Below are 14,250 nucleotides of genomic sequence, written 5' to 3' on the forward strand. Positions count from 1 at the left end.
CCTTTCCCTCCAAAGAAAATAAAAGACCGATCATGAAAAAAGCAACTCTCTTAATTGTCCTTTTTATATCCATTTTCTTCACCGCCTGTGAAGAAGTTGTGGATGTTAATCTGGATACTGCTCCGCCAAAATTAGTTATAGAAGCGGCAATAAACTGGCAAAAAGGAACTACAGGAAAGCAACAAACCATAAAACTGACCACCACTACAGGTTATTTTCAAAATGTTATTCCAATTGTTTCGGGTGCAACCGTATTTATCACGAACAGCCAGAACATAAAGTTCAATTTTAGTGAAGTTCCAAAAACTGGACGTTATGTTTGCTCGAATTTTATTCCGGTAATCGACGAAATCTATACCTTAACGGTGATTTCCGGCGGAATTACTTATACTGCCACTGAATCTATGAAATCAGTCGCTCCCATAACCCGGGTGGAGCAAAACAATCAGGGCGGTTTATCAGGAAAAAAAGTGGAAACCCGTGCTTATTTTAACGATCCTGCCAATGCCGATAATTTTTATCTTTTTAAATATGTATATTCGACTAAAATTACCTCAACTTATTACGTTACTGAAGACAAATTTTTTCAGGGGAATGAATATTTCAGCACTTCAGATGATGACGATTTAAAAGTTGGTAATGAAGTCGAAATGACACATTACGGCATCTCGAAACAATATTACAATTATATGAGTATTCTGGTGAGTATTGCCGGAAACAATGTTGGCGGACCTTTTCAGTCTCCTCCCGCAACCGTAAGAGGAAATATTATCAATACGGCCGATAAGGCTAATTTTCCGTTAGGTTATTTTTCGCTTAGTGAAACCGATTACAAAAAATATAAAATTCAATAATCAGTAAAAAATGGAAGCCAGAATTCAGATCTTATCCGAAAAAAAACTAATTGGTAAATACATAATAATGTCATTTTTGGAAAACAAAACCCATGAATTGTGGAGTTCGTTTATGCCGAAACGGAAAGAAATTAAGAACATGGTCGATACCGACTTGTATTCTCTGGAAGTTTTTCCAACGGCACATTTTGACAATTTTGATCCCGGAAATACCTTCGAAAAATGGGCCGCAGTCGAAGTCTCTGCATTTGATGAAATACCACAGGAAATGAAATCTTTGGTAATTCCTGAGGGATTGTATGCTGTTTTTGTTCATAAAGGCCCTCAAAGTGAAGGCCACAAAACGTATCGTGAAATTTTTGTAGATTGGCTCCCTAATTCAGCGTATACGGTTGATGAAAGACCGCACTTTGCCATAATGGGTGAAAAATACAAAAAAGAAGATCCGGATTCTGAAGAAGAAATCTGGATTCCGATAACCCAAAAAGCTTAGAAACCATGTTGATCGATACCTTAAAAATTCTTTTTAACAGAGACCTGAACAAATTAAAAGTTGAAATCGAATCCTATCAAAACGAAGCTCTGATTTGGACAATTGCACCGGATATTTCCAATTCAGCCGGAAATCTTTGTTTGCATCTTATGGGAAACATAAATAGCTATATTAGTGCCGAATTAGGAAAAACAGATTATGTTCGTGATCGTCCATTGGAATTTTCCCTGAAAGATATTCCAAGATCTGAGCTCATCAGCAAAATTGAGCATACTATTTTGGTGGTAAACAACACCCTTGATAGCCTAACCGAAGCCGATTTAGAGCTTATTTATCCGCAAATTGTTTTCGAAAAAGAAATGACAACCGGTTTCTTTTTAGTGCATCTTTCTACTCATTTAGCCTATCATTTAGGGCAAATCAATTACCACAGAAGATTACTATAACTTAAATTTAAGACTGCAAAAAATAAGAAGAAACAATTGCTTTTTTGTCTGTACAAATAAAATATTAACAATATATTTGATACAAAAAATCATTTATGAAAAAACACTACTTCTTATTATTTCTTTTTTTTATATCATTATCGAGCAATGCTCAAGTTTCTTCAAATATTGACCCGGATTTTGATACCAAAGATTATCTTCCCAGTTTAACTTTGTTCAGCAAAGATTTTGCTTTACAGCCTGATGGGAAAATAGTTTTGGTTGGAAATTCCAGTTCTTATAAATTGTACAATGACAAGAATGCAGTAAAAGGTAACAATATTTTGAGGTTAAATAAAGATTTGTCTCTTGATGAAACGTTCAAAACTGGCTTAGGGTTTAGTTCTGCACCGTCAGGTTTAGCAATACAACCGGATGGAAAAATTCTGATTGGTGGCGCTTTTACAACTTATGATGGAAAACCGGTAAACAAAATAATCAGGTTAAATGCTGATGGTACTCTTGACAATACATTTAATCTTTCTGATAAAGGATTCAATTCATTTACGTTTACAATTATACGTTCGATAAAAATACAGCCCGATGGAAAAATACTAATAGCGGGAGTTTTTGATGTTTCTATTTATCAAAAATTTACTGGCCGCAATATGCTGCGCCTAAATGCTGACGGTACTGTGGATAAAACTTTTCAACCAGGCTCCGGTTACCCTTATAATATTTTCAAATTTGAACTGCAAACTGATGGTAAAGTAGTAAGAGCCTATGAGAATACATTCAACAAAGAAACAAGTTATAGAATTGACCGTTTAAATTCTGATGGTACTTTAGATTCAGGATTTACTGCTATAGAAGGATTTGGAGGAATTTGTTCCAACAATACTGTTGGGTATGATAGTATGTACGATTGTAAATTGGGCATTCAAAAAGATGGAAAAATATTATTTGGTGGTTGTTACAGTACATTCAAATATATTGGGACCTCCGGTTTTATGAGGTTCAACACCGACGGATCTAAAGACACATCATTTAAATACGTTGTGCCAGGATTCCCAATGGCAACAGTAAAAGATTTTATTCTTCTCTCGAATGATAAAATACTAAAAAGCGATTTGACACTCATTAATAATGATGGCTCCATTGATAATACAGTTGTAGCAAAATTAGACGCAAACACAAATTCAAATAAAATTTTGTTGTGCCCGGATAATAAATTATTAGTTTGTACGGAGAATATTGTAAACTTTACAGGAGGAAGTACTTCTTTTAACCGATTTATTAAATTAGATTTAACTACTTCTGAAATTAACGCACAAGAACAACCAAGTACTTTTTATGCAGGAAATGATATTTTAGAAAAACCGAATGGCGACATTCTTGTTCTGGGAAATAGTAAAAGTACCTTTAATACAAAATATCATGATGGTATAAAATTGCTAAACAAAAATGGCAAGCTTTCTCAGAATAAAAATTTATACCAAAACCTGTTTACATCCCCTAAAAGCGAAAAAAATACCTTTAGAAAAGGAATTGTTCTGCCAGATGGTAAAGTTATCTTAAATAAAATTGAATCTACAGGCGTAAGTAGTTTGGTAAGATACAATGATGATTTTACAATAGATGCTTCTTTTTCGGCCCCTATTTACCTTGGACGCATATACAATTTAATATTGCTTTCCGATGGAAAAATCTTAGTTACTTCTGATGGCCAGGACAGTCTTACAAGATTAAATAGCGATGGCTCTAAAGATCTTAGCTTTGCTTCAGTCAGAGGATTTAACAATCTCTGCTACACTTCAGCAGTGCAAAAAGATGGAAAAATAATTGTAGCCGGTAATTTTACTTCTTATAACGAAACAAAAATCAATCGAATTGCAAGATTTAATAGTGACGGAACATTTGACAATACTTTCCGTCCTGATGAAAACCTAACCGGATTTATCTACACTACTGGCATACAATCTGATGGAAAAATCATCATCGCGGGGCAGCTAAATTTTAATTCTATAACAGAAAAGAGTTGTGTTCTAAAACGCTTAAATACGGATGGCTCTACAGATGCATCATTTACTGAATATAATTCTACTTATGTAGCGCATCTTGTACGAGGTATGGAAATACAGTCTAATGATCAAATTATACTTTTCACTAATCGAAACAGCACCACTGATTATCAGATAAATGACTTTAAACGATTAGAGAAAAATGGAGAAATTGACACCACATTTGATTCAGGTGAAGGATTTGATGGTAACATCACTGCCATTAAAATTCAAAAAGACGGAAAACTTTTGGTAACAGGTAATTTTGTAAAATACAAAAACAACTGGTCTAATGGAACAATCCGATTACTTGGCACTAAAAGCACATTGGATACACCCGATTATTTCTTAAACAATGACAATTCTAATCTTGTTTTATTTCCTAATCCGGTTAAAGATGTACTGAACATTTCGTCAGATGAAAATCTATCTATAAAATCAATACAAATTTATAATACACTTGGACAATCTGTATTAGATACCAAAAACATAAAAAACTTCTCGAACATCAATGTTTCGGAATTGAGTAAAGGGATTTACTTCGTTAAAATAAATTCAAACAAAGGAACAACAACAAACAAATTTTTAAAAAATTAACCAAATGCTCTCTTAATTGAGAGCATTTTTTTTGTTTCCCTATTCCCGTAAAATCTCCATTCCAAATAATTTAGTTATTTGCCTGATCTTTTACAGCTCATAACTTTTGTACATTTGCAGCACATTTCAAATTAAAAACTAAATGTCTTCACACCATATCGTACGCGACGACCAGGAACCCGCTTTAATTATCGCCAACGGAGCAGCATGCCATCCGGAATTATTAGGACAATTACTGGAATGGTCTCCTCTGGTTATTGTACTTGATTCAGCCATTGAAAGAGTAATTGAACTGGGCATTAAAGTCGATGTCCTTCTGGGTGATTTCGACCGTGGTTTTGATCCTGAAATATACAAGACCACACAATATCCTATCGAAATTGTTCATACACCCGATCAGGACAAAACCGATCTGGAGAAAGCTTTTGATTATTTAATCGATCGAAAAATCCCTGCTGTAAATGTTGTCTGGGCCACCGGAAAACGTGCGGACCATACCATAACCAATATCACCAATATTGCCCGCTACCGCGATTTGCTTAAAATTGTTATACTGGACGATCATTCGAAAGTATTCTTACTCCCTCAAAAATTCGAAAAGTGGTACACCGCAAAAACTCCTATTTCCTTGATTCCGATTGGGGTAGTTAACGGAATTTATTCGACCAATTTACAATATCCTCTTGAAAACGATACCTTAACCATTGGCTACAGAACCGGAAGCAGCAATTCTGTTCTTCAGGATGGTCTGGTAACCATTATCCATACCGATGGTGATTTACTGTTGATGGAATGTATGGATTAAGGATTGTTGTTCTGAATGCAATCACAAAAAAGGAATGACTATCTTTGCACCCAAATTCACAAAATGAAACCAACAGACAATTCCGAAAAAAACAATTTACATCCCCGAAATCTGCATCGTTCACGTTATGATTTCGAACTTCTTATTGCAAATTGCCCTGAATTAAAAGCGCAGGTTGCCGTAAATAATCACGGAATTGAAACTATTGATTTCAGCAATCCCCTTTCGGTAAAACTGCTCAACAAAGCTTTACTGAAAACCTATTATGACATACAAAATTGGGACATTCCTAAAAACTATCTTTGTCCGCCAATTCCCGGAAGAACAGATTACATCCATTATCTGGCCGATTTACTGGCCGAAACTAATAACGGAACTATTCCTCAGGGATCATCCGTGTTAGGTTTAGATGTAGGTACGGGTTCTAACTGCATTTATCCTATTTTAGGAAATGCTGTTTACGGCTGGGACTTTGTTGGAACAGATATCGATAGAAAAGCAATCGAAAACTGCAGTAAAATTATTGAAGCAAATCCAAAACTAATTGAAGCCATTAGCCTTCAGCAACAAACAGAATCGCGCTTTATTTTTAAAAACATCATTACTCCCGAAGATCGTTTTACGTTCACGATGTGCAATCCGCCTTTTCATGCTTCGGCAGAAGAAGCCAATAAAAGTACCGTTCGTAAAGTTTCTAATTTAAACCCGAAGGACAAAAAGAAAGTAAACCCTGTTTTAAACTTCGGAGGTCAAAATGCGGAATTATGGTGTGATGGAGGTGAGCTTCGTTTTATCACTCAAATGATTTACGAAAGCGCTAAATATGCCACACAATGTCTCTGGTTCACCACTTTAGTATCCAAAAGAGATAATCTTTACAGCATTTACAAAACATTAAACAAAGTAAATGCGGTCGATATTCAAACAATTGATATGGCTCAGGGCCAAAAAACAAGCCGAATTGTAGCCTGGACTTTTTTAAGTGAAAACCAACAAAAGGCCTGGAACTTTGAAAATGCCTGATATTGAAATTCTAATAGTTTAAAATAAAATTCTGATACTTTTTAGAGTTACCATTTTTGTACCTTTAAAGTAATTTGAATTTTATTCCTATGGCAAAAATTTTCTTTAAAGTATTGTTGTTGTTTTTACTAGCAGGTTGTGCGGCTTCTAAAAAGACGAAATTTGACGATTATGTTTTTAAAACAAAAAGCGAAAAACAAGTTTATATAAATTCATACGATCAGGCACTAAAGCTTTGGGATATTCCTTATACCGAGGAAACTATACCTACAACTTACGGAACAGCTCATATAATTATTAGCGGTGTAGAAAACGGTAAAGATCTAGTGCTCCTACATGGTATGGATGCGAGTTCGACTATGTGGTATCCCAACATAAAAGCACTCTCCAAAACACACCGCATTTATGCCATTGATTTTATAATGGAACCCGGAAAATCTACTTTGACGACAAAACCACTGTCTTCAGAAGAAATTGTTATCCTATACAATGAAATTTTCAATCATTACAAATTAAAAAATATTGATCTTATAGGAGCCTCCCGCGGTGGCTGGATTGCAACATTACTAGCCACTCAAAAAGAAAATTCAATTGATAAAATAGTATTGTTAAGTCCGGCACAGACCTTCAAATCTGTAGATAAAGTAAGAAAGATGACTCCGGCCTTACTATTGAAACTTTTTCCAAATGAAAAGAATTTCGAAAAAACATTGAACATTTTTTCTATTCATCCCGAAAAAATCAGTCCGGTTTACAAACAACAATTCTATTTGGCCAACAAATATGCAAAGTCAAATTCAAGCATGCTGAAAATGCGTCCTTTCTCAGATGATGAACTAAAATTCATCAGCAATCCGGTTTTGATTTTAATTGGAGATCATGATGTTATCAATTCAGAAGAAAGTCTTGAACGTGCTCAAAAACTTTTAGTAAACGGTACAACAAAAACGATTAACGATGCGGGTCATTTTTTAAGCATAGATCAATCTAAATCAGTAAATGAACAGGTAATTGAGTTTTTAAATCCTAAGAAAGCAAACTTAAAACCTTAAAGAAAAATATTTTTCGCAACGTAAACACAAGATCAATACTAAAAATTTAAAAAAGGACCTTTAAACAGAATTAACCAATAGTTTTAACTTAAAATTACATATATTTACAATTATAGCAAAACTATTTTAAAAAATCGTCAAAATAGAGCGAACCATACCCTTCAATCTACTGGACCAGTCATAAATTAAAAAAGTGACAATAACCATTTGGTTCAGAAATTTATTGAATAAAAATTCCAAAACAAATTCAATTTCAAAATAATTTATAGCAGACCCGTTTGTTATTTATTTTTTGCTTTCATATTAATTTAAACCAAACTAATATAAAACCAGAATTATGAAGAAGAATCTATTCAAAAACCAAATGTATTTACGACTCCAAAAAGTGTTACTCACACCTTTTGCATTCACTGTTCTTTTAGCAAACGGCAACAATCTTACCGCTGCTGAAAATACGAAAAACCGAAAAAATACCATTCAGACCAATCAAAACAAACAAACCGATCTTGTCAAAGGAAAAGTTGTCGATGACACAGGAGCCTCTTTACCGGGAGTTACTGTTTTGGTCATCAGTACCAAAAAAGGAGCTGTTACTGATATTGATGGAAACTATACTATTGAGGCTAAAGTTGGTGATGTTTTGCAATTTTCATATGTAGGATTACAAACCAAAACCGTAACAGTTGTGGGACCAACTGTAAATGTTACGCTATCAGGAGGCAGTGGTGAAAGCCTGGAGAATGTAGTGATTATTGGTTCGCGTAACCCTACCCGAACTGTTACAGAATCAGCTGTTCCTATAGATGTTATTGCAATGAAGGATATTGCAACGCAAGGAGCACAAACCAACCTGAATCAGATTTTGAACATGGTAGCTCCTTCCTTTACCTCAAATACCCAAACGGTAGCTGACGGAACGGATCACCTAGATCCGGCGCAATTAAGAGGTTTAGGCCCTGATCAGGTATTGGTTTTGGTAAACGGAAAAAGAAGACATACCTCCTCTTTAGTTAACATAAACGGAACTCCGGGAAGAGGATCAGTAGGAACCGATTTGAATGCAATTCCCGCTTTCGCTCTTGAAAAAATAGAAGTACTTAGAGATGGTGCTTCTGCTCAATATGGTTCAGACGCTATAGCAGGGGTAATTAATCTCAACATAAAAAAAGACACTAAAAAAATAGATATTAATCTCTTTTCAGGAAGTAATTTTTCACGAAATGCTAACGATCACAGGGGAGGAAATGATGGTAACAATTACCAAATGGATGTTAATTACGGAACAAATTTAGGCAAAGAAAAAAGTTTTATTAATTTAACAGGAAGCTTGCAATTAAGAGATGCTACAAGCAGAGCTAATGACGCCACAGGTACTATCTATAACGCTTACAATGCGATTGAACAAAGAGCTTCAGAAGACGGAATAAATATAAATTCTCTGTACGGCAATATTACCAATACTCCTAATTCTGCTCAAATTGTAAGCTTAATAAAAAACTATGCTCCCAAAGTAAGTTATTTTACCGGGGCACAACAAGCGAATATCAGTAATGCCACAACTATTTCGCAATTACAAACGGCCTTAAATTTTGATGCCACAGACGGAGAACTGGCTTACCGAAAACTTGAAAGAAGAAACTTTAATATGAGAATAGGGCAATCTGAATTTAAAAGTGTTCAGTTCTTTTTGAATGCCGCCTATCCCATAAATGATAAATTAGAAGTTTATGTTTTTGGTGGAACCAGTTATAGAAATGGTGAATCTGCCGGCTTTTTCAGAAGACCTAATCAATCAAGATCTTATACCGGTTTATACTTAAATGGTTTCTTACCTGAAATTCATTCTACCATTAATGACCTTTCTGCTGCAACAGGACTTAGAGGTACTATTTTCAAAGACTGGCATTTTGATTTGAGCAATACGTATGGCCGAAATTCCTTTGATTATAATATCGAAAATACTGTAAATGCTACTTTAAGAGAAGGCTCCCCTACTGAATTTGATGCCGGAGGCTTACGTTTTGCTCAAAACACAACGAATTTTGATATGAGCAAGAAAATCAATACACTGAATATCGCATTTGGTGCCGAATATCGCTACGAACAGTACGGTATCAATGCCGGAGTTCCTGATTCTTACAGTCAATACGATATCAATGGAAATGTAGTTACCGGTACAACACCTGCCAACATAAGAGTGACTGATTTTTATGGCGCCGCCAGACCAGGTGGAGCACAGGTTTTTCCGGGTTACAGAGCAGAAAATGCAAAAACCGAAAAAAGAAATAGTGTAGCTCTTTATACGGATTTAGAGTTAGATGTAACCGAAAAATGGTTATTAAACGGAGCTGTTCGCTTTGAAAACTATTCTGATTTTGGAAGTACTACTAATTTTAAAATTGCCACCCGCTATAAACTTACAGACAACATCAATTTGCGTGGTGCTTTCTCAACAGGATTCAGAGCTCCATCCTTACATCAGATTTATTATGAATCCACTGCAACACAATTTACAGGAGGAGTCCCTTTTGAAGTAGGAACTTTCAGCAATGATTCTGAAATCGCAAAATTACTTGGAATTCCGAAATTAAAACAAGAAGAGTCAACCAGTATAAGCGCCGGATTTACAGCTAAAATTCCATCAGCCAACCTTACTATAACTGCAGACGCTTATTACATCAAAATAAACGACAGAGTAGTACTTACCGATCAGTTTACGCCAACTCCACTGACTCAGTCTTTGTATGATCAGGCTGGCGCAAATGCGGCAACTTTCTTCGCCAATGCCATTGATACCGAATCTAAAGGAATTGATGTAGTACTTACCAACAAAATGAACCTAAATGAAAATCTGACTTTAAAAAATGACTTGTCCGGTACCTTTTCAAAAACACATAAAATAGGAAACATTCATGCTTCTCCTATACTGGAAGCGGCAGGTCAGGTAAATACTTATTTTTCAGAATCTTCAAGAATTTATTTAGAAGAAGCAGTACCGCGAGTAAAAGTAAATCTGACAAACGGCCTTACTTACAAAAAATTCGATTTCTTTCTAAGAAACGTTTACTTTGGAGAAGTAACAGATCCAAACGTTGCTGACGTAAACGGTGATGGTTTTGTAGGCGCCACTATTGTAAATGGAAAAGCGGTGGAAAATGAACATCCTGTTTGGGGAGGAAGAGTGATTACCGACATGTCTGTAGGTTTTAAAATTAGTCCTATTGCTAAAATCATAATCGGTGCTAACAATATTTTTGATATTTATCCGGACAAAAACCTGGGGCCACAAACCGCAAGAAGAGCCAATGGCGTTGATGCAAATGGAAACATAACCTATGCCACTACTCCAACTGCTATTGATTTATCCAACCAAAATCAATTTGTGTATTCCAGAAATATATCTCAATTTGGTCAAAACGGACGTTTTGTTTTTGCAAGATTAAGTCTTAGCTTCTAAATCATTCTCAACTATAAAAAGACCGTCAACATGAAATTTGTTGACGATTTTTTTTTGAATTATACTTTCAGAAAAAAAGAAATCAAACTCGTATCTTTACGACACTAATCTTTCATCCTCCAAAAATGAATTTCCAGGTATCCTCTGAATACAGTCCAAAAGGTGATCAGCCGCAAGCAATTGAAAAACTGTCACAAGGCATTATAGACGGTGAAAAATACCAAACTTTATTAGGAGTTACCGGTTCCGGAAAAACTTTTACGGTGGCCAATGTTATTCAGGAAGTTCAGAGACCTACTTTGGTTTTGGCACACAACAAAACGCTGGCTGCACAGTTGTACTCGGAATTTAAGCAATTCTTCCCGAATAATGCTGTGGAATATTTTGTTTCTTACTACGACTATTACCAACCGGAAGCTTTTATGCCGGTTACAGGAGTATTTATCGAAAAGGATCTATCCATCAATGAGGAACTTGAAAAAATGCGTCTGAGCACTACTTCTTCCCTGCTTTCGGGACGTCGTGATGTACTGGTTGTCGCTTCTGTTTCCTGTTTGTATGGTATTGGAAATCCAGTTGAATTTCAGAAAAATGTCATCGAAATAGCAAGAGATCAGGTCATTTCCCGAACGAAATTATTACACAGTCTGGTGCAGAGTTTATATTCCCGAACGGAAGCAGATTTTACTCCCGGAAACTTCAGAATCAAAGGAGATACGGTTGAAGTATACCCAAGTTATGCCGATGACGCCTATAGAATTCACTTTTTTGGTGATGAAATAGAAGAAATAGAATCCTTTGATGCCAAGACCTCACAAGTCATTGAAAAATTTACCAGACTAACTATTTATCCTGCCAATATGTTTGTGACTTCGCCTGATGTTTTGCAAGGCGCTATTTGGGAAATCCAGCAGGATTTAGTCAAACAAGTCGATTATTTTAAAGAAATCGGTAAACATCTGGAAGCAAAACGTTTGGAAGAACGTACAAATTTTGATTTAGAAATGATTCGCGAATTAGGATATTGTTCCGGAATTGAGAATTATTCGAGATATCTTGACGGTAGAGACGCCGGAACCCGTCCTTTCTGTTTGTTAGATTATTTTCCAAAGGATTATTTGATGGTAGTAGACGAGAGTCACGTGACGGTTTCACAGGTTCATGCCATGTACGGAGGCGATCGCAGTCGAAAAGAAAACCTGGTAGAATATGGTTTCCGTCTGCCTGCTGCAATGGACAACCGACCTCTGAAATTTGAGGAGTTTGAAGCCATGCAAAATCAGGTCATTTACGTGTCTGCAACACCTGCTGATTATGAACTTCAGAAAACAGACGGGGTTTATGTAGAGCAGATTATTCGTCCGACAGGATTATTAGACCCCATTATTGAGATACGCCCAAGTTTGAATCAGATTGATGATTTGATCGAAGAAATTCAGGTTCGCTGCGAATTAGACGAAAGAGTTCTGGTCACTACTCTGACCAAAAGAATGGCCGAGGAACTAGCCAAATATTTGACCAAAGTCAACATTCGTTGTCGTTATATTCATTCCGACGTAGATACACTGGAGCGTATCGAAATTATGCAGGACTTACGCAAAGGAATTTTTGATGTTTTGATCGGGGTAAACTTACTTCGTGAAGGTCTGGATTTACCTGAAGTTTCGCTTGTTGCTATTTTAGATGCCGATAAAGAAGGCTTTTTAAGAAACCACAGATCATTGACCCAAACTATTGGCCGTGCCGCAAGGAACCTTAACGGAAAAGCCATCATGTATGCTGATAAAATCACTGCCAGTATGCAAAAAACAATCGATGAGACCAGTTATCGCAGAACCAAACAAATCAATTATAATACTCAAAACAATATCACTCCTCAGGCCTTAAATAAAAAAATCGATAGTGCCTTTACTAAAAATCCTCTGGTTGAATACGAATTAGGACATACCATACCGTCAGCTGCGGCAGAACCTGAAACAGCTTATTTATCGAAACAGGAACTGGAAAAAATGATTCGTGAAAAACGAAAATCAATGGAAAAAGCGGCAAAAGAACTGGACTTTTTACAGGCTGCAAAACTGCGTGACGACATTAAAAAACTGCAGGAACAGCTTCCTTAAACACACAATTCTAAAACAATTGACATCCAAAGTATAAAAGAATTTTATACTTAAAATTATGGAAGAAATATTTTATAAGGAATTTCAAATTCATTAGTTTTAACAAAATTTTAAAACGCTGAAATGAAATATCTTTTATTCCTTCTTGCTCTTTTTGTTTTCAATATTTCTGCCCTGGCACAATCTGGAAATAATGATTTTTGGAATAAAGAAATAGAAAATTCTTCGGATATCATCAAACCGAATATTCTTTCCAATCACCCGTTAGGAATTTATATTTCCAGATTAAATCATAATTTCAATGTTCGTTCTCCTGATAAATACTCTTTTTCATTTGAATTCTCTAGCGGTAATGTCGCTCTACCTTATGTAAAATCATATGAATTAACAGATCCCAACGATCAAAAGGCAGCAGAAAACATGCCCTGGCATGTTCGGGAGTATGCTTTTGACTTCAATAAAGTTCCGCACAATACTAAAGAGTTCACCGCCGATGGTGTGATTCGATCGTATCGATTTACTTTTACATTGCCTATCACGGTTCATCACGAACTTAATTTCGGTTTACGAATAAATTCGCTGGATGGAGGAAAATATCCGTACTCAATTTTTACTTCTGATGAAACAATCGAATGGTTTCACAGTAACATTGCCGGCGGAGAAGATCCTTTCTCAAGACGCTACTATGGTTTAAATAAAGCCGGAATATCTTATAAAGATGAAAATGACAAGGTTCTCACCATGCATAACGGTAATTTTACCATTCCCGGAATTGACATCAATTACAACTATTATCCCAAATTAGAAATGAATGAAAAACATCATATCTATTTGAATTTTGGAGCACAGCTCGGTATCAATACTTCTCCATACAATCCTGTGGCCGATTTTGGGATTTCTTCTTCTATTCTAAAAAAGAAAATCATTAAAAACAAAAACATTCTGACTTTTGGTGCCAGTGCAGGAGTTTTACGTCAGCATTTTTTAGAATATGGAGATCGGGTAAATATTAGTAGTAGGGATTTCTTCTATAGTCTTGAAGGGCTTATTGACTACAAGGTAAAACTGAAGAACAATAACCACCTTTCGTATGGTATCAATTATAATTTTCAGTCCTCCTATAATAGAAAAAACGAAAAAGATCATACTGTTCTCACCGGACAAAGAATCAAGACGCACTGGCAAAAAACGATTTCACATTTATACGAAGATTTAGAGGGATGGAATTTTATCTGCACCTACTCTACCAAACGTTTTTCTTATTTTGTGTATTTCAGAGAAGATCTAAATCTGGACAATGCACCTGATTTTCAAACCGGTATTGGTTTCAAAATGTCGATAAAAAAAAAGTAGTTATCTGATCT

General features: G+C 35.6%; 10 protein-coding genes. All 10 read left to right on the top strand.

Translation table 11 applies throughout. The annotated features are described in order from the left end of the window. Window positions 1–32 precede the first annotated feature (32 nt). The 10 genes from B0A80_RS15185 to B0A80_RS15230 all read left to right on the top strand — a co-directional run bounded on the left by B0A80_RS15185 (window position 33) and on the right by B0A80_RS15230 (window position 14,239). Entirely contained in the window at window positions 33–854 is an 822-nt protein-coding gene (locus B0A80_RS15185; protein WP_165769265.1) for a DUF4249 domain-containing protein, read from the top strand. Window positions 855–864: 10 nt separating this feature from the next. Beyond that, window positions 865–1,347 (top strand): GyrI-like domain-containing protein, encoded by a 483-nt coding sequence (locus B0A80_RS15190; protein ID WP_089077792.1) that lies wholly within the window; start codon window positions 865–867, stop codon window positions 1,345–1,347. A gap of 5 nt (window positions 1,348–1,352) precedes the next feature. Further along, on the top strand, window positions 1,353–1,793 hold the full coding sequence (locus tag B0A80_RS15195) for a DinB family protein (protein WP_089077793.1): 441 nt from the start codon (window positions 1,353–1,355) through the stop codon (window positions 1,791–1,793). A 95-nt stretch (window positions 1,794–1,888) separates the two neighbouring features. After that, on the top strand, window positions 1,889–4,429 hold the full coding sequence (locus B0A80_RS15200) for a T9SS type A sorting domain-containing protein (protein ID WP_089077794.1): 2,541 nt from the start codon (window positions 1,889–1,891) through the stop codon (window positions 4,427–4,429). A 142-nt stretch (window positions 4,430–4,571) separates the two neighbouring features. Beyond that, window positions 4,572–5,234: a thiamine diphosphokinase gene (locus B0A80_RS15205; protein WP_070907032.1), complete on the top strand. Its 663-nt coding sequence runs from the start codon at window positions 4,572–4,574 to the stop codon at window positions 5,232–5,234. 63 nt (window positions 5,235–5,297) lie between these two features. Next, the gene (gene rlmF, locus B0A80_RS15210) at window positions 5,298–6,257 is read left to right on the top strand and encodes a 23S rRNA (adenine(1618)-N(6))-methyltransferase RlmF (RefSeq protein WP_089077795.1); all 960 of its coding nucleotides are present in this window, start codon (window positions 5,298–5,300) and stop codon (window positions 6,255–6,257) included. 89 nt (window positions 6,258–6,346) lie between these two features. Then, window positions 6,347–7,309, top strand: coding sequence for an alpha/beta fold hydrolase (locus B0A80_RS15215; protein WP_070907034.1), 963 nt, complete (start codon window positions 6,347–6,349; stop codon window positions 7,307–7,309). Window positions 7,310–7,646: 337 nt separating this feature from the next. Beyond that, window positions 7,647–10,766 (top strand): TonB-dependent receptor, encoded by a 3,120-nt coding sequence (locus B0A80_RS15220; protein ID WP_089077796.1) that lies wholly within the window; start codon window positions 7,647–7,649, stop codon window positions 10,764–10,766. 125 nt (window positions 10,767–10,891) lie between these two features. Continuing rightward, on the top strand, window positions 10,892–12,886 hold the full coding sequence (uvrB, locus tag B0A80_RS15225; protein WP_089077797.1) for an excinuclease ABC subunit UvrB: 1,995 nt from the start codon (window positions 10,892–10,894) through the stop codon (window positions 12,884–12,886). A 123-nt stretch (window positions 12,887–13,009) separates the two neighbouring features. Next, entirely contained in the window at window positions 13,010–14,239 is a 1,230-nt protein-coding gene (locus B0A80_RS15230; protein WP_089077798.1) for a hypothetical protein, read from the top strand. The last annotated feature ends 11 nt before the right edge of the window (window positions 14,240–14,250 follow it).

Source organism: Flavobacterium tructae, assembly GCF_002217475.1.
Taxonomy (GTDB): domain Bacteria; phylum Bacteroidota; class Bacteroidia; order Flavobacteriales; family Flavobacteriaceae; genus Flavobacterium; species Flavobacterium tructae.